Source organism: Streptomyces milbemycinicus, from assembly GCF_002154605.1.
Lineage (GTDB): Bacteria > Actinomycetota > Actinomycetes > Streptomycetales > Streptomycetaceae > Streptomyces > Streptomyces milbemycinicus.
The window spans coordinates 1-19761 of record NZ_MUNE01000337.1; the positions used below are offsets into that span (position 1 = coordinate 1).

General features: G+C 69.1%; 16 protein-coding genes and 1 pseudogene. 11 read left to right on the forward strand and 6 right to left on the reverse strand.

Features of this window, described 5'->3' with window-relative positions:
• Positions 1-339 precede the first annotated feature (339 nt).
• Positions 340-843: a hypothetical protein gene (locus CCN51_RS57900; RefSeq protein ID WP_238545467.1), complete on the reverse strand. Its 504-nt coding sequence runs from the start codon at positions 841-843 to the stop codon at positions 340-342.
• Between the two features lie 5 nt (positions 844-848).
• Here CCN51_RS57900 and CCN51_RS57905 point away from each other — a divergent pair, with 5 nt between their 5' ends.
• Together CCN51_RS57905 and CCN51_RS26450 are read left to right on the forward strand one after the other, a co-directional pair.
• Entirely contained in the window at positions 849-1211 is a 363-nt protein-coding gene (locus tag CCN51_RS57905) for a phosphatase domain-containing protein (protein ID WP_319637662.1), read from the forward strand.
• Between the two features lie 33 nt (positions 1212-1244).
• Positions 1245-2012, forward strand: a complete 768-nt coding sequence (locus tag CCN51_RS26450) for an endonuclease/exonuclease/phosphatase family protein (RefSeq protein ID WP_014179563.1) — start codon at positions 1245-1247, stop codon at positions 2010-2012.
• Positions 2013-2042: 30 nt separating this feature from the next.
• Here the strand turns inward: CCN51_RS26450 and CCN51_RS26455 are convergent, their stop codons facing one another.
• Positions 2043-2843 carry an ArsR/SmtB family transcription factor gene (locus CCN51_RS26455; RefSeq protein ID WP_014179562.1) on the reverse strand — a complete coding sequence of 267 codons (801 nt, stop codon included), beginning with the start codon at positions 2841-2843 and terminating at the stop codon, positions 2043-2045.
• A gap of 358 nt (positions 2844-3201) precedes the next feature.
• Between CCN51_RS26455 and CCN51_RS26460 the strand changes: the two genes are divergently transcribed.
• The 5 genes from CCN51_RS26460 (at position 3202) to lanM (ending at position 12811) form a co-directional block, all read left to right on the forward strand.
• Positions 3202-3990, forward strand: a complete 789-nt coding sequence (locus tag CCN51_RS26460; protein WP_106436707.1) for an AfsR/SARP family transcriptional regulator — start codon at positions 3202-3204, stop codon at positions 3988-3990.
• 190 nt (positions 3991-4180) lie between these two features.
• Positions 4181-4384, forward strand: a complete 204-nt coding sequence (locus CCN51_RS26465) for a plantaricin C family lantibiotic (protein ID WP_014179560.1) — start codon at positions 4181-4183, stop codon at positions 4382-4384.
• Between the two features lie 24 nt (positions 4385-4408).
• Positions 4409-4603: a class II lanthipeptide, LchA2/BrtA2 family gene (locus CCN51_RS26470; protein ID WP_014179559.1), complete on the forward strand. Its 195-nt coding sequence runs from the start codon at positions 4409-4411 to the stop codon at positions 4601-4603.
• Between the two features lie 128 nt (positions 4604-4731).
• Entirely contained in the window at positions 4732-7773 is a 3042-nt protein-coding gene (locus CCN51_RS26475; protein ID WP_014179558.1) for a type 2 lanthipeptide synthetase LanM family protein, read from the forward strand.
• Between the two features lies 1 nt (position 7774).
• Positions 7775-12811 (forward strand): type 2 lanthipeptide synthetase LanM, encoded by a 5037-nt coding sequence (gene lanM / locus CCN51_RS55115; protein ID WP_014179557.1) that lies wholly within the window; start codon positions 7775-7777, stop codon positions 12809-12811.
• A gap of 91 nt (positions 12812-12902) precedes the next feature.
• Here the strand turns inward: lanM and CCN51_RS26485 are convergent, their stop codons facing one another.
• The gene (locus tag CCN51_RS26485) at positions 12903-13547 is read right to left on the reverse strand and encodes a class I SAM-dependent DNA methyltransferase (protein ID WP_014179556.1); all 645 of its coding nucleotides are present in this window, start codon (positions 13545-13547) and stop codon (positions 12903-12905) included.
• 11 nt (positions 13548-13558) lie between these two features.
• Positions 13559-14677 (reverse strand): serine hydrolase domain-containing protein, encoded by a 1119-nt coding sequence (locus CCN51_RS26490; protein ID WP_238545466.1) that lies wholly within the window; start codon positions 14675-14677, stop codon positions 13559-13561.
• Positions 14678-14933: 256 nt separating this feature from the next.
• Between CCN51_RS26490 and CCN51_RS26495 the strand changes: the two genes are divergently transcribed.
• Positions 14934-15596 carry an SDR family NAD(P)-dependent oxidoreductase gene (locus tag CCN51_RS26495; protein WP_043487571.1) on the forward strand — a complete coding sequence of 221 codons (663 nt, stop codon included), beginning with the start codon at positions 14934-14936 and terminating at the stop codon, positions 15594-15596.
• A 143-nt stretch (positions 15597-15739) separates the two neighbouring features.
• Entirely contained in the window at positions 15740-17296 is a 1557-nt protein-coding gene (locus CCN51_RS26500; RefSeq protein ID WP_014179553.1) for a substrate-binding domain-containing protein, read from the forward strand.
• Positions 17297-17327: 31 nt separating this feature from the next.
• On the opposite strand, the gene CCN51_RS26505 is transcribed toward CCN51_RS26500, so the two are convergent.
• A complete protein-coding gene (locus tag CCN51_RS26505) occupies positions 17328-18422 on the reverse strand; it encodes an alkene reductase (protein WP_043491550.1) in 1095 nt (364 codons plus the stop codon).
• A gap of 52 nt (positions 18423-18474) precedes the next feature.
• Between CCN51_RS26505 and CCN51_RS26510 the strand changes: the two are divergent.
• A pseudogene (locus tag CCN51_RS26510) lies at positions 18475-18828 on the forward strand (MerR family transcriptional regulator); the annotation flags it as partial.
• 160 nt (positions 18829-18988) lie between these two features.
• On the opposite strand, the gene CCN51_RS26515 reads toward CCN51_RS26510, so the two are convergent.
• Positions 18989-19363 (reverse strand): MerR family transcriptional regulator, encoded by a 375-nt coding sequence (locus CCN51_RS26515; RefSeq protein WP_014179550.1) that lies wholly within the window; start codon positions 19361-19363, stop codon positions 18989-18991.
• A gap of 61 nt (positions 19364-19424) precedes the next feature.
• On the opposite strand from CCN51_RS26515, the gene CCN51_RS26520 reads away from it, so the two are divergent.
• Positions 19425-19761 (forward strand): oxidoreductase (locus tag CCN51_RS26520; RefSeq protein ID WP_483883448.1); only part of this gene is annotated, 337 nt, incomplete at its 3' end.

Here is a 19761-nt window from a genome sequence, read left to right on the forward strand (position 1 = left end):
CCACCCGACAACCGTGCCCCCACCAGGGCGCGGCCGGGTGGACAGCGTCCGGCGGGGCGGACCCCCACGCACCCGACCCACCGCAGCCGGCGGTGTCCACGGCAGCAGGGACCGAACACGATCGGCACCCCCGCACGGCATCAGCCGGACGGGGCCAGACTCGGGGCAGGCTTCCACCGCCACGCCCACACCACCCCCGTCCGAAGACGACCGTGGCCGAGTCACCCTCCCGCACGATCCCGAGCACCCGGGATCACCCAGGAAACCCAAGCCGATTAGAGACGCTGCTGCGTACGGAACCGCCCAGCGGCCCCGCCGACCCCTCGGCTTCGCGGCCGCTCACCAGGGCCGAGCTGCACCGGGGCGCGCTTGGCGCACCGCGCGGAGCAGGTGATCGGTGGCCCGCAGGACATCGAGTTCGGCTTCGACCAGGACGGCGGGCTGTGGCTGTTCCAGAGCCGCCCCATCACCGCGCTGGCCGCCCGTCCGGCGCGCGGCGCCCGCCTGCTCGGGCCCGGCCCGGTCGCCGAGACACTGCCCGAGACGTTGCAGCCGCTGGAGAAGGACCTGTGGATGGTGCCGATGGCGCGCGGCCTGACCGCCGCCCTCGACATCGGCCCCGCCGCGCCGCAGACTGCGCGCCGCGCCGGGCGCCACCCCGGCGGCCACCGTCCCTACGCCCGGCCCGGCCTCAGCCCGGTGATCCCCGCACACCGCACCAGCCGCGCCCTCGACCGCCACCCCACGCCCACCGCCCACAACTCCGGCGGCGCCCACGTCGTCGGGCAGCCCGCGCGGTGGCGGTTCGCGGGTGGGGGCGCCGTGCCACGGCGTCCACCGCACCCACCGTGCAGCCCGCCCCCGCGCGGGGCGTGGCCGCGTTGCCCGTGCGGGACGGTCAGACGCCCGAGCCCGGCAAGGTCGACCGCTTCCTGGACGTCGTCCGCAACGCGCCCGGCCGGGTGTTCGTCCACGGTGGCGCGGGGGTGGGCCGTACGGGCACGATGGCCGCCGCGTATCTGGTCCGTACGGGCGAGCAGACGGGCCCCGCGGCCACCCGCCGCAACCTGGCCGTCGGCCCGCCCTCGCTGGAGCAGATCTACTACGCGCTCACCCTCACCCCCGACCGGGCCGCCCAGCCGCCGCTGCCGGTCGTGGCGCTCAGCCGTTTGATCGACGCCCCGCGCCGCATCTGGTCGAGATTGTGGTGATCGCACCCGGAAGGTGATCACCACACGCGACGAATGGGAAGGCGGGAGCGGCGGCATGCGCGTGATGTGCTCGGGCTGCAGGAGGTGTGGGCGGACGGCGACGAAAACCTCGCGGGCTGGCTCGCGCAGCGGCTCGGCATGCACTGGACCTGGGCCGCCTCCGACTCCCCCCAGAAGTGGCAGCACCGTATCGGGGACCCGACCATCGACTTCGGCAACGCGGTGCTCAGCCGCTGGCCCATCGCCGAGCGGGACGTGGCGCGGCTGCCGGCCGCGGGCGGCCCGGACGACGGGCGGCTCGCCCTGTACGCCCTGGTGGACGCGCCCAGCCACCCCGCGCCGTTCTTCACCACCCACCTCAACGCCGACCTGCACGAGTCCGCGGTCCGCTGCGCCCAGGTCACCGCCCTGGCCCGCTTCATCGCCGAGCGCCGCGGCGCCGGTCCCTTCCCGCCGGTGGTCACCGGGGACTACAACGCCTGGCCGGACTCCGACGAGATGCGGCTGCTCGGCGGATGCCGCACGGCCCCGGCCGTCCCCGGGCAGGTCCTCCTGGACGTCTGGGAGTACGCCGACCCGGCGGCGCCGTGGGCCACCTGGGACGCCGCCAACCCGTACGTCGCCCGGACCTTCGAGCCGAGCGTGCGTATCGACTACATCCACGTCGGCCCGCCGGGACCCGACGGACTCGGCCACGTACGCTCCGTACGCCGCGCGGGCGACGGACCTGTCGACGAGGTCGGCGTCTGGCCCTCCGACCACGCGGCGGTCGTGGCGGAGTTGGCGACGGGCAACTGGTAGCCCACCCGCCGCCGCCTCGGACCACGCGACCTACTGCTCCGCCACCGGCTTGCCACCCTCGAGGAGTGTCTTCAGGGACGAGAGGATCATCACCCAGCCGCCGCTCACGCCCTCCAGCATCTTGCTGTCCGGGCTGTCGAATCCGCCGTGCGTGATGGTCAGCTTCACACCCATTCCCGGCTCCTCCGCCGGTTCGATGTCGAAGGCGACCCTGGACTTCTCCTTGCGGGCCTCCTCGTATTCCTCGTCCGAGCCGAACAGCTCCCGGTGCATCGGGAAGATCCGGTGCCAGCTGTACGCGAGCCGCTTGCCCGGCTCCGCCTCCAGCACCTGCTGGTCCAGGTCCTCGTAATCCGCGTCGGGGCCCATTTTCCACAGCACCGGCGACCCGACCTTCCAGTCGGACTTGGGCCCCCAGCCGTCGAAATACCGCTGGGCGAACTCGGCGTCGGTCAGCGCCTCGTACAGCCGCTCCGGCGTGGTCTGGATGTAAATTGCGTAGACGAATTCGGGCTTGCTCACGGTTGCTCCTTCCAGGGTCCGCTTGAGATGACCGAGGGCGCTCAGCCGCCCGCGCTCGTATTTGCCGATCCATCGATCCGATATCTCCTGGATGGGCACCGGATTCAGATAGTGCAGCTTCTCCCGCCCCCGCCGGACGGCCGTGACCAGGCCGGCCGCCTCCAGCACCACCAGGTGCTTGCTCACGGCCTGCCGACTCATTTCCAGGCCCTCGCACAGCTCCCGCAGGGTCTGCCCGTTCCGCGTATGAAGCCGGTCCAGCAGACGCCTGCGACTGGCGTCGGCGAGCGCCCGGAATGCGTCGTCCATGTGGTCATCCCTCCGTTGCCCCAGAATGGCAACCATGCGGTTGCCTGTCAACCCGCGGCGGATCCGTCCGGGACGTCCAGGACGACCGCCGCGCACCTCTCTGACCAGGCAGGACGGTGCCGGACAGGGGCCGGACGGCAGCGGACTGTCCGGGACGCCGTCCATCCGTTGTTCCGCCCGGGCCGCGTTGGTAGGCATTGATTGCCGGCATTCACGCGGCATCACGGTCTGCTCGATCTCGACGAGCTGGAAAACGGGGAGAAGAGAGTTGACGGCCATCAAGACAGCCATGAAAAGCGAGGGGGAAAGGGCGGCCCTCTCGACCATCGACCGGGACCCACGGGCGGCGGAATCGCTCATGCTCTTCAGAGTTCTCGGCCCCATGAAAGTCCTCGGCGGAGACGAACCGTCCTCGCCACTCCGGCGAGCCATTCTCACCGCCCTTCTGCTCCGCGCCGGACAGGCCATCACGGTCGCCGAATTCACCGAATTGCTGTGGGATGAACCGCCCGCCTCCGCCGCGGCCAACATCCGCAGTCACCTCACGGCGCTGCGCCGCGACCTCGACGACATCGAACCGGGCCTGAGCCGGCGGGTGCGGACCTGCCGCGGCAGCCTCAGCGGCTACGCCCTGGACGTCGCCCCCGAGGAATTCGACGTACCGATGTTCATGGTGTCCGCCCGGCACGGCCGCAACCTGCTGCTGCGCGGCGACGCGGAGCGGGCGGTGGCCGCGCTGGAGAAGACGGTGGCGCTGTGGCGCGGCCCGTTCGGCCCGAGCCTGCCGCCGACCCGCTGGTTCGGCGCGCATGTCGCCGGGCTCAACAGCGCGCGCTTCGACGCGTATCAGGACCTGTTCACCGCCGCCGTCCTCGCCGACCGCACCGAAACGCTCTCCTATCGGATCGAGAGCGCCATCGCCGAGGCGCCCTATCGGCAGCGCTTCTGGGAGCTGCTGTCCGCGGTGCACTGCATCAACGGCGATGCCGTCGGCGCCCTGGACGTCATCGGGCGGTGTCAACGCCTGTTCGCCGACGACCTGGGGCTCGACCTGCCACCGAACGTCGTGGCGATGCGGACCGCGGCGCTGAACTGGGATCGCGCGGAGGCCCAGCGTCTCGTGGCGACTCTGGCGCCGGCCGCCTGACGCCTCGCACCGTTCGCCCGACGCCCGACGCCCGAGCCCGACGCCTGTGCGGGCCGTATGCACGGCCTGTGCGCGAACCCCGCTCTTCGCCATGCGGCCATTCAACAACGGCCTCGCAGAATGAATTCACGGGCCGCCGGAAGAGCGGGGCGCTCGGCGACCGTAATCAGTCCGACGAAGGAGACAGAAAATGCATCAGGAATTCGAGGGAGATATTTCCCTCGTGGAAGAGCTCGCGGAACAGGACTTGCACGACGCCGCACAGCACGGCGGCACGATCAGCCCGATCGACACAGTCAAAATCATCTTCCGCGTCAGTTCGCACTTCGGAGGGAACGGCGGGTTCGGATTGTTCTGCACCCTGTCCAAGGAATGCCAGCCCAACTGCAACTGACGAAAGCCAGAGGAGGAAATTGCTATGCAGAAGGACACGGACATCCTCGGCGCATGGGACGAGGCCGAGCTCGTCGAATTGAGCGAGGCAGACGTCCACGGGGGCACCGATCCCGCCGTCACCGGCTTGATCCTCGGCATCGTTGCCATCCAGGCCGGGGTCGCCGTCGGGGTCTCCGCCGCGTTCTGCCCCACCACCAAGTGCACCAGCAGGTGCTGAGCGCCGGGCGTCCGGTTCGGTGAGTACGTAGCGCATCGCGGCGGAACGGGGGCCTTCGGACGGGCCCCCGGTTCCGCCCCGTCCGCCGAATTCCGGCGCGTCCACCTGGATATGGAGTATTACGAGTCGTGAAAACCACAGCCCCGTACTATCCGGAACTGAGCGACGCTCAGATCTCGGATTCCATCGCGCCGCTGGCGCAATTCGACGCACAGACCCTCGAATTTTTCCGAGGCATCGAAATCCCCCGGGCCGCCGTATCACGGAGCGCCGCCACGCGCGACGCTGTGACACAGTGGTGCGCGGCCCCTGAGCGTTACCCGTTCCAGAAAATCATCAGGAACGCCGCCGCCTCGCTCGCGGACCCCGATCCGACCGCCCCGTTCGCGCCGCTGTTCGCCGATCCCCCGGACCTACTACGGCAGTTGCTGGAGCGTGCCGAGGCCCGGCTGCGCGCGGTGTACACCAGGCCGCTGGTCGTCGCCGTCAACCACGCACGCCGCCACGGTCGGCTCGTGGGCGCGGACCCGGCCCTGCGGTACCGGTATTTCGTCGACCAGTCGGTCCGCGGTTCCTTCGAGGAACTGAGCGGCCTGTCGTTTCCCGTACTGCGGGATGTCACACGCGTCGTGCTGGCCTACGAGGCGCACAACTTCCGGGAGCTGTGCCTGCGGCTCGCAGCAGACCGGGACGCCATCGCCGCCACTTTCGGCATCGATGCGGAGGACCAGGTCGTCTCCTGCGGATTCGCCGACGGCGACGCCCACCACCATGGCCGCAGCGTGTCCGTCCTGGAGTTCCGGTCCGGCAGGAAGCTGGCCTACAAGCCGCGCGACGTGTCCTGCGAGGCCGCGTACGCCGTCATCGCCCGCGAGGCCAACGACTGGCTGGGCACCTCCCTGGTCGCCGCCAAGGTCCTGGAGCGGGCCGGCTATGGATATGTGGAGTACGTGGCAGCGGAGGACGTCTCCGACATCTCCGCACGGTTCATGGCGGCCAGCGGCGAGCTCGCCGCCGTGATGTATCTGCTCAACGCGCAGGACATGCATCTCGAGAATGTCGTCGCCACGCGCCGCGGCCCGGTGCCGATCGACCTGGAGACGATCCTCCAGCCCGTCCGGCTCCACCTCGGTACGCCCGAGGAGACACCGGACAATGCCCATCACAGGATCGCGCAGTCGGTCTACGGCATCGGGATCCTGCCCCTGCTCATGGCCGGCCGGGACGAGGACTCCGGCTATGTCGACCTCGGCTTCCTCGGCGAACAGGGCAGCGGCGAGTCGCCGTTCAAGTCCCTCCAGTTCGACGCCCCGTTCACCGACCAGGTGCGACTGACGCTGAGCAAGCAGGCGGCGGAGGAACGGCAGACGGTCGTGGGGACGCTGAGCCAGGACGAGGTCCACGCACTGGGCGAGGGGATGGCGGCCGGATTCGTCCGGGTGTGCCGCGCGGTGCTGTCGGACAAGGGACGCTGGACGGCGCTGGTGCGCAAGGCCGCTGCCGGCGTGCGCGTGCGCTACCTCCACAACCCCACGATGTTGTACACGCAGACGCTGCGCACGGCGTCGAGCGCCCGGGCCATGAGTGACCCCGCGTCCTATCTGGCGGCGCTGAAACGGGTGGCCATCGTCAGCGAGCCCTCCGCGCGCGCGATCGTCCGCTCCGAGTTGCGGCAGCTCGCGGGGCGCGACATCCCCTACTTCACCGTTGCCGCGACGGACGTGGCCCTCACGGACGGCGAGGGCACCGAGGTCGAGGCGGCGTTGCCCACATCGCCACTCGATCTGGCCGCGGCCAAGGTTGCCGCCCTGACCGAGTTCGAGGTGGGCGAGCAGCTGCGGCTCATTCACTCCGCCTTCTCCTGCCGCTTCCCCGACAACCATCTGACCTCGGCCGACGACTTCGACGCCCCGCTGCCCGGCGCCACAGCGGGCGGGCGGCCGACGGGGACTCCGGGCGACACGCTCGCCGGGGTCGTGACCCGGCTGTGCGACACCATGGTCGCCTCGGCCCTGCCCGACCGGTTCGCCGATCTTCCCCATACCTGGATCGGCCCGCTCGCCTCCGCGCAGTCCAATCGGCCATGGCCGCCCGCGGTGCTCGGATACGACCTGTACACGGGGAGGGTCGGCCCCGCGCTGGCCCTGGCGGCGGCCGGCCGCGTCCTGGACCACCCCGCCTACCGCGGCCTCGCCACACAGATCTTCTCGGCCATCGCGGAGGGCCTGTCCGATCCCCTGCCCGATCTACCGCCCGAGACATCGGACACCAGGCAGACGGCGCCCTACTCGGCCTACACCGGATCGGCCGGCATGCTGTTCGCGCTGGCGGCGGCGGGCAGGCTGCTCGGACAGCCCGATTGGGTCCGCGCCGCGCAGCTGGCGGTGCCCGACGTGCTCGACCTCGTGGCCGCTGGACCTGCGGCTGACCGGCCGCTGGACATGATCAGCGGGCTGGCGGGGGTCCTGTCCTGTGTGACGGCCATCGGCGGACCGAACGCCGGCGAGTCGGCCGCCACGCTGACGGCCATGCTCACGGACGCCCTGCGGCCGGACGCACACCACCCCGTACTCGACCAGTCCGGCTTCGGACACGGGGTCAGCGGTGTCATCCACGCGCTGAGCCGGGCCTACCCGCGTCTGCCCGAGCAGCAGCGAAAGGGCGTCGAGGCCACGCTGTCGCGCCTGCTCGACCGGCTATGGAACTTCTACGACCCCGCCGAGGACGACTGGCACTCCAACATGGCCGCCCCCGGGTCCTTCTCGACCGGCTGGTGCCACGGCTCGGCCGGCATCGCCCTCGCCCTCACGACGTACACCGCGATGACCGGCGACGAGTCGGTGGAGCGCATGCGGAAGGTGGCCGTGGGCAACCTGGTCCACCGCGGTTTCGGGCGCAATCTGACCTGGTGCCATGGGGATCTCGGCAACCACGACATCCTCTCCACCGTGGCGAGCACAGAGGATTCGCTGCACACCGCGGTCGCGGACGTCGAGCGGACATGGCTGCGCCCCGAAGTGTTCACCCGCAAGGCCGGTGACACCCGGAGCCGGTACGCGCACACCAACAGCCTCCTCGTCGGGACCGCCGGGATGGTGATCCATCTCGTCAACCGCCTCGATCCGTCCGCTCGGCTGTCCCCCGTCGAGCTGAGTACGGAGGGCCGATGACATGACGTGGAACACCATCGTCCGCCGGTCCGGCCCGGACCGGCGGGTACCGACGATCACGCAGGTGGCCCAGACCGAATGCGGCCTGTGCTGCTGCGTCGCGGTGCTGCGCTACCACGGGCGCGCGGAGGAGATATCCAGCGCGCGGCAGGTCATGGAGGCCGGCCGGGACGGCCTCAGCGCCACCCAACTGGCCCGCTTCCTGCGGGAACGAGGCATGGACGCGAAGCTCTTCCGCGTCAAGGACGTGTCGGCCCTCGCGAAGTTCACCTCGCCGGTGATCCTCTACTGGGAGGACCACCACTTCGTGGTCCTCGAACGGTTCGACGGCCGCAGAGCGGTCATCATGGACCCGGCGCTCGGGCGGCGGCGCCTCAGCAGGAAAGAACTGGAGGCCGGCTTCAGCGGTATCGCGGTGTCCGCCGAGCCCGGCCCCGACTTCGAACCGACGCCACGGAAGTTCATGGCGGAGTGGCGCGGGGTCTCGCTCTTCGCGAAGGGTTCGCGCAGGCGGATCGCGATGGTGGGATTTCTCTCGCTCGGTGGATACGCGGGAACCCTCGGCATACCGATGCTGACGGAATGGTCGGTCAACCGGTACGCCCGCTGGGGAGGGCTGGACGACCTGGCCACGGTCCTTTCGGTCATCATCGCCGTGGCCGTCGGGTATTTCGCGCTGTATCTGCTCAGAGTCGCCGTTCTCTCGTCCGTGGTGGCGATGATGGGCGAGCATCTGATGATCCAGACGTTCTCCAAGCTGCTCTCCCTTCCGTACAAGTTCTTCACGACGCGACAACCCGGCGAACTTCTGTTCCGGCTCAACAGCGTGAATGTGATCAGGGATCTGCTCTCCTCACGCGTGGCCCAGGGCGTACTGGACGTCGGGACACTGGTGTGCGTCAGCGGCTATCTGCTGATCGCCGAATGGCGCCTCGGCCTGATAGCGGCGGGACTGTCCCTGGTCAATGCCCTCTATCTGATGAAGACCCGGGTCCGCGTGCTGGAGTCCGTGGACACGGAGATGACCCAGCTGAGCAAGAGCCAGTCGGCCCAGCTGGACGCGATCGTCTCGGTGCCCACCATCAAGATGGGCGGTTACGCCGCCGAGTTCCTGGCCGGCTGGAGCAAGGTCTATTCCTCGTCGCTCCAGGCGATGAAGGACCGCATGCGCCTGCAACAGGGCCGGATCTCGGGCCTGACCTCCACCACCCAGATGTTCGGCCCGCTGATCCTGCTGCTGTCGAGCCTGTATCTCGTCGGCCACGGGCAGATCTCCCTGGGCCAGGCCATGGCGGTGCAGACGGTGTCCGGCACCTACTTCGCGCTGTCGACCTCGGTGTTCCAGACCTGCACCGAGTTCGCCGAGGCGTCCCGCTACATGGCGCGGCTCAACGACATCGCCGAGACGCCCTCGGAGGATCGCGGCGGCGACCTCAAGCGGCTGCCCTCGACCTCCATCCGCCTGACCGACATCGGCTTCCAGTACACGCGCCACAGCGACCCGGTGCTGAGCGATGTCTCGATCGACATTCCGGCCGGGGCCAAGGTCGCCCTCGTCGGCCCCTCGGGATCCGGTAAGAGCACCCTGGGGCGGATCATCTGCGGGCTGTACGAACCGACGAGCGGCACCATCGAGTTCGGCGGGCGGGACATGAGCGAATACGACAAGGATTCGCTGCGCCGCTCCATCGGATACATCCCCCAGGAAGTGCATCTGCACAACCGCACGATCCTGGAGAACCTGACGATGGGGCAGGACATCCCCGAGGAACAAGTCCGTGAATTCTGCGAGAGCGTCGGAATCCTCGACTTCCTCCAGGACCTTCCCATGGGGCTCAACACGCTGATCTCGGAAATGGGCGCGAACTTCTCCGGCGGTCAGCGGCAGCGGCTCGCCATCGTACGGACCCTGCTGCAGCGGCCCGCGATTCTGGTGCTCGACGAGGCGACGGCCTCGCTGGACACCATCAACGAGCGACGCGTCACGGACATCATCCAGGACATCGGCGCAACGCAGATCATCATCGCCCACCGGCTGGCGACCATCAAAGCGGCCGACCGCATTTACGTGCTCGACCGCGGACGCGTCATCGAACAGGGCACACACGAGGAATTGCTGAACGGAGGACCGGTCTACATGAATCTCTACGCGGAAAGTGACCCCGATGTCCTGATGTCGGGACCGGAAAGCACGACCGGCCCGGAGGGCTCGATCCCCGACCCGGACGTCTCGATCCCCGCCTTCCTCCCCTTCTATCAGCACCTCGTGCCCAGGAGCTCCGTGGTCGCGGCGCTGCGCGAGGTGATGGCTCCGGCCGCCCGCCCCGAACGCCGCGAGGCGGTGCTGGACGCGATCTGGGGGGAGCTGCTGACAGCCGTCGAGGGCCACTCCTTCCGTACGCTGATCGGCGAGTTCCACACCTTCCGCGAGGGCCTTGGGCTGCCCATGACGGCCGACGTCGACGAGGCGCTGCAGCGGTTCCGCAGGCATCTCGGCGCGCCCGGCACCTGCCGGCGCATCGCCGACGCCTTCCCGGTGCTGCGGCAGCGGCTGACGGTTCTGGTGGACAACTCCCTTGACGCGTACACCGATATGTTCGCCGCGTACATGGCGGACCAGGAGGCGCTGCGGGCCGACTGCCTGACGCCCCGTACCGCGGCGGCCGGGGAGCTGATCGAGGACCTCTTCCTCACCGGGTCCGATCCGCACAACGACAACCGCCAGGTGATCGGGGTGCGGCTGACCAGCGGTACGCGGCTGATCTTCAAGCCGCGCGCCCTGGCGACGGACAGTTTCGTACGGGACCTGTACACCGCAGCCGACCCCTACCTCACCTTCTCGCTGCGGGACTGCCTGCCCATGTCGGTGACGTCCGGCTCCCACGGCTGGCAGCAGTTCATTCCGTCGGAGCCGATGGCCTCGCCCGATCAACCCGCCCGGTACTTCTACCGGTTCGGCGCGCTGTGCGCGATCCTCTCCGCCATCGGGGCATCCGATCTGCACGACGAGAATCTGCTGGCCCACGGCGAGAATCCCTGCGTGATCGACACCGAGACCATCCTGCGGCCGGACGCGGGCGTCGGCAACGATACGCTTCCGCACCTGCTGATCAATCACATGAAGCTGTCGGTCGTCTCCACGATGCTCGTCCCCTCGATGAGCCCGGCCTCCCCCGTCGACGTCCTCATGGCGGGGGTGGGCGTGGCCGGCGACCAGCCCTCCAAGATGACCAAGACGGTGATCCGCGACATCGGCACCGACGGCATGTCCGTCGGGCGGGACCCCATCACCTACCGGCAGGATGCCAACCTGCCACGGCTGGGTGACGTGCCGCTGTCCGCGACCGACTACTTCTCCGATGTGCTGAGCGGCTACTCCGACGCCCTCGAGTTCGTGCGCGGCGGTGCGATCCCGGCGATCCTCGACGCCCATCGGGACATGCCCGTCCGGTATGTGCTGCGGGCGACGCTGGTCTACGCCCGGTTCATGGACGCCTCGACGCACCCCTCCTACCTCGCCCGGCCCGAGGAGGCCCAGCGGCTGTTCGGGCTGCTCGGGAACTCCGGCCAGTTCACACCCGAGTTGGCCAGTCACATCGGCGACGAGGAGCGCGCCGGTATGAACACGGGGAACGTGCCCTATTTCAGCTCGCGGGCGGACTCCACCGACCTGGCGACCTCGCGGGTGCGCTTCCCGGAGGTGTTCAAGACCTCGTCGGTGGACCACGCCCGGCGTGGCGTCACCCTCAACGCCGCCCGGCCGGACGGCTACCACCACTATCTGCTCGAGGAGTGCTTCGGCGAGGTGTTCGGCGAGGACAGCCCGGCCGGGCTGTCCCGGCACAGCGTGTTCGCGGCGCCCCTGCGGCACGCCCGCCCGGGCACCTGGTGGCCGGAGATCGCGCGTCGGATCGCCGACCTCGGCGTAACCCTCCACACCCCGGACGGCCCGCGGACCGGCTGGCTGGGCGGCATCGGCCCCGGGCGGGCCGCGGGGACCATCACCCCGGGCAACTTCGTCTCGTTCCACGACATGGGCGGCATCATCGCCTTCCTCAACCGGGCGACCACCCTGGACGACGGCTTCCGGACCATTCACCACCGCGCCGACCAGGGACTCGACGAACTGCTCACGGAGTACGGCGAGACGCTGAACCAGACGCCGGAATCCGTGTTCAGCGGCGCCTCCTCCCTGCTGCTCACCCGACCGCAGGCGGCGCCGACCGACTGGCTCGGATCCCTTCTCGACAAGATCGACGCACGGTCCGCGTCGAACGACCTGGAGACCGACCTGAGCAATGGCCCGGCCGGTCTGCTGATGGTCCTGCTGTCCCGTCTGGAGGCCGGCGACGACCCCGCCGCCCTGTGCGGCGAAGCCCGGCTCGCACGCCTGCGCGATCTGGTCCTGGGCCACCTCCAGGCCCCCAGGACCGCCCCGTGGTTCGACCTGGCACACGGCGAGCTGGGGCTCCAGTGGGCCCGCGCCCGTATCGGAAGGGTCCTCGGCGACGAGACGCCGGCCAGGGAGTCCGCGGACTGGCTGACCGCACGGGCCGGGTCCGGTACGGGAACGTCGCTCGCGGGGTGGTGCAACGGTGCGGCCGGTCTGCTGCTGGCCTCCGCCGAGATCCTGTTCTCCGCCGGCCGGGCGGACGAACTCTCCGGCCGTCGGCTGACGACCCTGGTCGAGGCGGCGACACGGCTGCCCGCCCGTCGCCCGGTGGACCTGTCCGTCTGCCACGGCAGCAGTGGCGTCGTCCAGTCGCTGATCGCCACGGGGCGCGTGCTCGGCGACGACTCGCTGCTGACCCGGGCACGCGAATACCAGGAGCTCGTCCTGACCAGGGCCCGCGAAAACGGGTTCTACACAGGGTCGCCCGGCCGGACCTCGCTGCTCGGCTACATGCTCGGCTGGGCCGGCATCGGCGACACCGACGCCCTGCTGCATGCCGCGGAGCAGAACCACGACGACGGCTTCTTCCGCGTCCCGGTGGCGATGACCTCGGAATTCGCACGGCCGGGCCAGCCGGTGGGGTGAGCTGTCTTTCGTCTGTGGTGAGTCTGTGGTGAGTATGGGACAGCGACACGCCGTGACAACGGCGTGTCGCTGTCCCATATCAACCGCAGCGTTATTCGCCCTTGCGCATCAGCAGACGCCCGTGGCCGAACCGCTCCCCCTCGCGCGTCTCACGCAGCATCCGGCCGGCTTCGACGAACCCCGCCTTGCCGGCCAGCCCCGCGAGCTCGTCGATCGGCCACCGGTAGGCCGTCGTCACTTTGTGGTCGAACTCCGTGACCGGGTCACCCTCCGACTCGAAGAACGCGAGCAGGAGGTGGCCTTCAGGCGCGAGCACCCGCCGGAACTCCGCGAAGAACGAGGGCAGGTTCTGCGGCGGGGTGTGAATGGCCGAGTACCAGGACACAATGCCGTTCAGCTCGCCGTCCGCCAGGTCCAGGGCGTCCATGGAGCCGACCTCGAACCGCAGGTCCGGGTACGCCTCGCGGGCGATATCGATCATCACGGGTGACAGATCGACGCCGAACACATCCAACCCCAGGTCCCGCAGATGCGCGGTGACATGTCCAGGGCCGCATCCCAGCTCCGCGACGGGCCCGGCGGCCGCGGTGGCCCGCGCTACCTCGGCGAACGCGGCGAGCATCGCGCGATCCAGCGGAACGTTGTCAAGCGCATTGCGGAAGAGTTCGTCGTACAGGACGGCCACGGCGTCGTAGGCATCCGCTGTCGTACTGAGGTGGGAGGAAAGGTCGGTCACAAGCGAGGACCTTAGGGCCTCCCCTGGCGCACTGGCGAGCGGCAGAAATCAGCCTTGATCACGTTCCTGGCGGGTTCGTCGTCGTTCCAGTTGTCGTTCGTGTTCAGCGACAGCACATGGCTGCCGTCCTCCGTCGAAACGGCGTAGGTGACCGATCCGAAGATGTCTCCGTCGTGCCCCCACACCGTCCCGCCGCACGTCAGGGGGTAGGTCCGCACACCGAGCCCGTACTCGTATCCGCGCCCGGTGTCGACGCCGGTCAGCAACTCGTCCTGCTGATGCGGGGGAAGAATGCGCCTGCCGAAGAGTGCGCCGAAGAAGCGGTTCAGGTCGTGGGTGGTGGAGATGATCTCCCCGGCCGCCCCGGCGATGGAGGGGTTGAACTCGGTGACATCGTAGACCGGCGCCTCCGGCGAGTCGACGAACAGACGGGAGTACGCCCGCGCATGGGGCTCCGGCAGGGTCGGGGAGAACCCCGGTACGACGGTCTCGTCGAGGTGCAGCGGGCGGAGCAGCCGGCTCTCCACCACGTCGGCGTAGCTCTGGCCGGTGGCGGCCTCGATGACCATCCCCGCGAGGAGATAGTCGGTGTTGGAGTAGCGCCACTCGCCCCCCGGCTCGAACAGGGGCGGATGGGAGGTGGCGATCTTGACGAGCCGGTCCGGCGTCCAGCTGTCGTAGCGGTGCTCCAGGAACGCCGCGCCGGTGTAGCGGGAGACGAAGTCCTGGTCCTTGAGTATGTCGAAGACACCGCTGGTGTGGTTGAGGAGTTGGCGAAGGGTGATGCTTCGACCGTCGTAGTCGCTGTGGACGAACACTCCGGGAAGCCACTTCTCGACGCTGTCGTCCAGACTCAGGCTCCCCTCCGCCTCGAGCTTCAATATCGTGACCGCCGTGAAGGTCTTGGTGATGCTGCCGATACGGAAGTGATCCGCGGGCGTCCGTGGACGGGGTCGCTCCAGATCCGCGACGCCGGCCGTGCCGTACCAGGACCGCCGGCCCAAGTCGACTCTGGCGATGGCGCCGGGGGTGCCGCTTGCGACCAGGTCCTCCAGCGCGGCCTGGGTGGCGGGGCGATCCGGACCGGCGGGCTGCGGCGGCCGGTGCTGCTGGGCGCTTGCGGTGGACATCGGCGCGAGAGCCAACGCGACGACAGCTGCTGCGACAAGGCCGGTGAGTATGCGGGGTTGGCGTAGATGATGGCGATTCATGTTGGCGAAATTACGGGCGATTTACGGCGCCGCCATCAGGGATCACCCTGGCTCTGCCCTTGGCCTACCCCGAGACCGGCGAGGCTCAGCGGTTGACCTTGACACTGATGTGAGACTTTAGCCTTCCTTCGCCGAGATCTCCGACGACGAGATCTCCGATGACGAAGGAGCAATGATGCCGGGAGCAGTGATCATCGGAGCGGGGTCGGGGATCGGCCAGTCGGTCGCCCACCGCTTCGCGCGCGAGGGTCTGCCGATCGCCCTCGTGGCACGGTCCGAGAAAACACTGACGGCCGCGGCGGAAGCCCTTTCCGCCACCGGGGTACCGATACGCCCGCTGGTCGCCGACAGCACCGACGAACGCGCCCTGCGCACCGCCCTGGACACCGCGATCGAGGAATTCGGCCTGCCCGATGTCGTGGTGTACAACGCGGCGCTCATCCAGTCGGACTCGCTCGGCGAGCTGTCCGTATCCGCGCATCTGGACGCCTGGGCCGTCAACGTGGTCGGGGCGATCAACGCCGCCGCGCGCGTCGTCCCGGCGATGGCGGAACGTGGCAGCGGGTCGTTTCTCATCACCGGCGGAATGCCCGAACCGAAGCCGCAGTACCTCAGCCTCTCCCTCGGCAAGGCCGGTGTGCGGTCGTTGGCGGCGCTGCTCGACCAGCAGTACGGCGCCTCCGGTGTGCACGTGGCCACGGTGACCGTCGACGGCCCGGTCGCCCCCGGCACGGACTTCGACCCGGACGTCATCGCCGAACACTACTGGCGGCTGCACACCCAACCGCGGCACGAGTGGGAGCGGGAGGTCCTGCACACCGGGCGCAGCGACGCCTGACCGAAGCCGTCGGCGGTGGGGGTCGCGAGACGGTTGAACACAGGACGAACACTTGATGAGACTTCAGTCGCCTCGGCCCCGCATCCACACCAGAGTCATACATTCACCCTCTCAGAGCTCATGACCTGACGGGGGGAAAGATCATGGGATGGCTGACGCAGCTGCTGGCACCGGAGAATCTGCTGGCGCTGCTCGGTGTGGTCGTCACGGTCGGGGGGCTGTCGTACGAGCGGCTGATCCCGGGCCGGAAGCGCGTCGGATACCGCGTCCAGATGGACACGCTCATAGACGACAACCCGAACGACGGCCACATCCACCATCGGCTGCGCATGTTGGAGAACACGCCCGATCTCGCCGGGGCCTCGCTGGTGCTGCTGCGCATCGAGAACGACGGCTTCCGCAGCATCGACATCGACGACTACATCACGGCGCCCTCGACGGAACACCGCGGCCTCACCGCCATCTTCCCCAATCGCACCGTCATGGACGTGGCCGTCACCGAGCCCAGCCACCCGGATCTGCTGCGCTACCTGCCGCAGCGCGGGACGGAGACGAATCCTGGGCTCATCTGCCGTGACAATGAGATCTCCCTGCCGAGAGTGCCGCTGAACAAAGGCGACCACTTCAAACTGCTGGTGTTGCTGACCGGCGCCGGGACCGACAAGGAGCCGCATGTCGTCGGTCGCATCCGGGAGGGCAGGGTCCGCAACAACGAGAATTTCCGGCGCCCGAGCAATCGCGTCCTGGGGCTCATCGGCAGCCTGGTGGTCCTCATGCTCCTCCAGCCCATCGGCTTTCAGCTCCTGGAACCGGACCCGCTGCGCCAAGGCTGCGCCGAGGGGACACTCACCGTCGTGGGCTCCACCGCCTTCGAGCCGGTGATGAACGACCTGGACACGGCGTACGAGGACGACTGCGAAGGCGCCGCCCACATCACCGTCAACGCCCAGGGCAGCGTCAGGGGAACGGACACACTCCGGAACGCCGGAGAGGGAGCGAAGGGCTTCCCCGCGTATCTCTCCTTCTCCGACGGTCTGGAAGTGACCGGGGACCCCAAGCTCAAGGGACATCTGACCGCGCTGTCCGTGTACACCGTGGCGGTGAACAAAGATGTCGGAATCTCGGATCTCTCCCTCGCGGATGTGCGGAAGATCTACTCGGGCGAGATCACCAACTGGAAGCAACTCCCCGGCGGGCCGGATCTGCCCATCAGGCTGGTGAGCCGGGACGGGAAGTCAGGCACCCGTGGCGTGTTCGAGAACCGTGTGCTGGGCGGCAAGACCGAGCCCGGGCGCACCTCGGACAACTGCAGAACACCGAAGTTCGACAACACCCACATCATCCGCTGCGAACTCGACAGCACGCGAGAGGTGTTGAAGACCGTGGCCAGGACACCTGGCGCGATCGGCTACGCCGAGCTGAAGGCGGCCAAGGACCGTGCAGAGAGGCAGAAGGACCTTCATCTGCTGCGCCTGAACGGGCAGCAGCCGTCCATCGCCACGGTCAGGCACGAGACGTACCCCTTCTGGGAGCCCGAGTACGCCTACACCTACGGGACCCCGCCGCCCAACTCGCTCACATCAAAGTTTCTGGATTTCCTGGCCGGTGACACCGGACGGAACCTCATCGAACACCATGGCCATCTGCCCTGCTCCGCGCCGGAGAACCAGCAGGCTTGCCGGCGGGCGCAACGCCCGTGAAGCGGCCCCGCCGGGTCAGCCGCCGGACAGATCAGCCTCCGGACGGGGCAGCGGACATCAGCGGATAGTCGGTGTAGCCCTCGGCGCCGTACGTGTAAAGGTGCCGCTCGTCGATGGTGTTCAGCGGTGCCCCGGCCGCGAACCGCCGGGGCAGGTCGGGGTTGGCGATGAAGGCACGGCCGTAGGAGACGAGGTCCGCGCGACCGTCCGCCAGCACCTTCTCTCCGGCCTCCCGGGTCGTCGCCTCACCGTTCTCCCCGACGTTGGCGATGAGCGGGCCGGACCAGCGGGGGCGGAGGTCGTCCAGTGCCGGATAGCGGGCGTTGTCCGTGAGGTGGAGGTACACCAATCCCGCACTGTCGATCGCGTCGACCAGAGCCCGGTAGACCGGGGCGGGATCGGACTCGGCCATCCCGAACTGCGGATTGCCCGGCGAGATGCGCAGCGCCGTCCGCTCCGCCCCGATGGCCCCGGCGACCGCCTCGACCGCCTCGACGGCGAACCTGATCCGGCCCGCCACCGAACCTCCGTAGGCGTCCTGGCGCAGGTTGGTGTTGTCCGCGAGGAACTGGTGGATGAGATAGCTGTTGGCGCCGTGCAGTTCCACACCGTCGAAGCCCGCCTCGATCGCGTGACGAGCGGCCTCGGCGTAGTCGTCGAGGACGGTGCGGATGTCGGCGAGGCTCATGGCGCGGGGCACGACCGAATCGGCCTTGCGCCCGCCCGGTATGTGCACGGGCCCCGGCTCGGGAACGGCCGAGGGTCCGGCGGGGACGGAGCCGTCGATACGGGCCAGTGGATGTCCCTTGCGGCCCCCGTGCATCAGCTGCGCGAAGATCCTGCCGCCCGCGGCGTGCACGGCTTCGGTGACCTTCCGCCAGCCGGCCACATGCGCTTGCGTCTCCAGACCGGGGAGGCGCCAGTCGCTCTGGCCGCCCCGGCTCGGCCAGATCCCCTCGGTGATGAGAAGACCGGCGCTCGCGCGCTGCGCGTAGTAGTCGGCGACGAGCGGGAGGGGAGTGCCGTCCTCGTGGGCACGGAACCGGGTCATCGGCGCCATGACCATGCGGTTGGGCAGCTGGAGCGGCCCCAGGGAATGAGGGGTGAAGAGGTCTGCGTTGCTCATGCCGAGACGGTAGAAGCTCACATTGGTGTCAGATTCAAGTGGAGGCGGCGATTTGCGCATCGGTGAACTGGCCCGCCGTACGGCAGTCAGCGAGCGCTCGCTGCGCTACTACGAGCAGCAGGGGCTGCTCACCTCGTACCGCACGCCCGGCGGCCACCGCGGCTACGCCGAGGGCGCGGTGGACCGGGTGATCCGTATCCAGGAGCTCTACGCCGCCGGGTTGTGCAGCTCTAAGATCGCCGCGTTGCTGCCCTGCATACGGGACGCGGACGGCGGTCCTTCGTCGGAGGCCACCCCGCGACTGGTCTCCGAGTTGTGGGAGCAGCGGGAGCGGCTGAACCGGATGATCGCGGAACTGGCCCGCGCGCGCGAGGTCCTCGACGGGGTGATCGAGGCGGCTTCGGGCGAGGCGGCTTCGGGCGAGGCGGCTTCGGGCGAGGCGGCTTCGGGCGAGCCGGTGGATGGCCCGCTCGCCCGGGCACGTGAGGATCGGGACCCGTGAACGCCCGTCCGGCGGGCGCAGACCGCGAAGCCCCACCGGAGAGCAGGCAGCCGATACCGGTGACTCAGCCCTTCGCCGCCCTGGGCCCGGAGGCCGTGTCGATCACCTCGTCCAGGACCGCGCGCGAACGCCGCAGGTCCTCGATCATGCGGTCGATGCGCTCCCGCTCCGCCGTGAGGTCCGTGACCAGGTGTGCGTCGGCGATCTCGGACGGACCGCCGTCGGCGTCCCGCATACACGGCAGCAGCTGCCCGATCTTCGTGCTGGACAGCCCCGCGGCATACAGCTCCTGGATGCGCAGCACACGGTCGACGGCGGCGTCCGCATAGTCGCGGTGGCCGCCGGGGGTGCGCTGTGCTGTCAGCAGTCCCTGCTGCTCGTAGTAGCGCAGGGACCGCTCGCTCACCCCCGTACGCCGGGCCAGTTCACCGATCCGCATGACGCACCTCACACCGTACGAGCTTGAATCTGACATCAATGGCAAGTTCTACGGTACCCGCATGACGAACACCGCGACCACATCCCGGCTCTTCACCGCCACCCGCCTCGGCCCCCTGGACCTGGCCAACCGCCTGGTCATGGCGCCCATGACACGTAACCGCGCCGATGCCGACGGCAGCCCGACGCCGCTCATGGCCGACTACTACGCCCAGCGCGCCTCCGCAGGGCTGATCATCGCCGAAGCGGCCACCCCCAACGCGGTCGGCCAGACCTACCCCAACATCACCGCCATCCACACCGACGCCCATGTGTCCGGCTGGCGGCAGATCACCAAGGCCGTGGACACCGCGGGCGGCGGCCCGATGTTTCTGCAGATCCAGCACGGCGGCCGGGTCG

Bases quoted from the DNA above. Each gene is read 5' to 3' on its own strand.
- CCN51_RS26450 (WP_014179563.1), top strand. From the start codon at position 1,245: ATGGGAAGGCGGGAGCGGCGGCATGCGCGTGATGTGCTCGGGCTGCAG.
- CCN51_RS26455 (WP_014179562.1), bottom strand. From the start codon at position 2,843: ATGGACGACGCATTCCGGGCGCTCGCCGACGCCAGTCGCAGGCGTCTG.
- CCN51_RS26460 (WP_106436707.1), top strand. From the start codon at position 3,202: ATGCTCTTCAGAGTTCTCGGCCCCATGAAAGTCCTCGGCGGAGACGAA.
- CCN51_RS26465 (WP_014179560.1), top strand. From the start codon at position 4,181: ATGCATCAGGAATTCGAGGGAGATATTTCCCTCGTGGAAGAGCTCGCG.
- CCN51_RS26470 (WP_014179559.1), top strand. From the start codon at position 4,409: ATGCAGAAGGACACGGACATCCTCGGCGCATGGGACGAGGCCGAGCTC.
- lanM (WP_014179557.1), top strand. From the start codon at position 7,775: ATGACGTGGAACACCATCGTCCGCCGGTCCGGCCCGGACCGGCGGGTA.
- CCN51_RS26490 (WP_238545466.1), bottom strand. From the start codon at position 14,677: ATGTCCACCGCAAGCGCCCAGCAGCACCGGCCGCCGCAGCCCGCCGGT.
- CCN51_RS26495 (WP_043487571.1), top strand. From the start codon at position 14,934: ATGCCGGGAGCAGTGATCATCGGAGCGGGGTCGGGGATCGGCCAGTCG.
- CCN51_RS26500 (WP_014179553.1), top strand. From the start codon at position 15,740: ATGGGATGGCTGACGCAGCTGCTGGCACCGGAGAATCTGCTGGCGCTG.
- CCN51_RS26505 (WP_043491550.1), bottom strand. From the start codon at position 18,422: ATGAGCAACGCAGACCTCTTCACCCCTCATTCCCTGGGGCCGCTCCAG.
- CCN51_RS26515 (WP_014179550.1), bottom strand. From the start codon at position 19,363: ATGCGGATCGGTGAACTGGCCCGGCGTACGGGGGTGAGCGAGCGGTCC.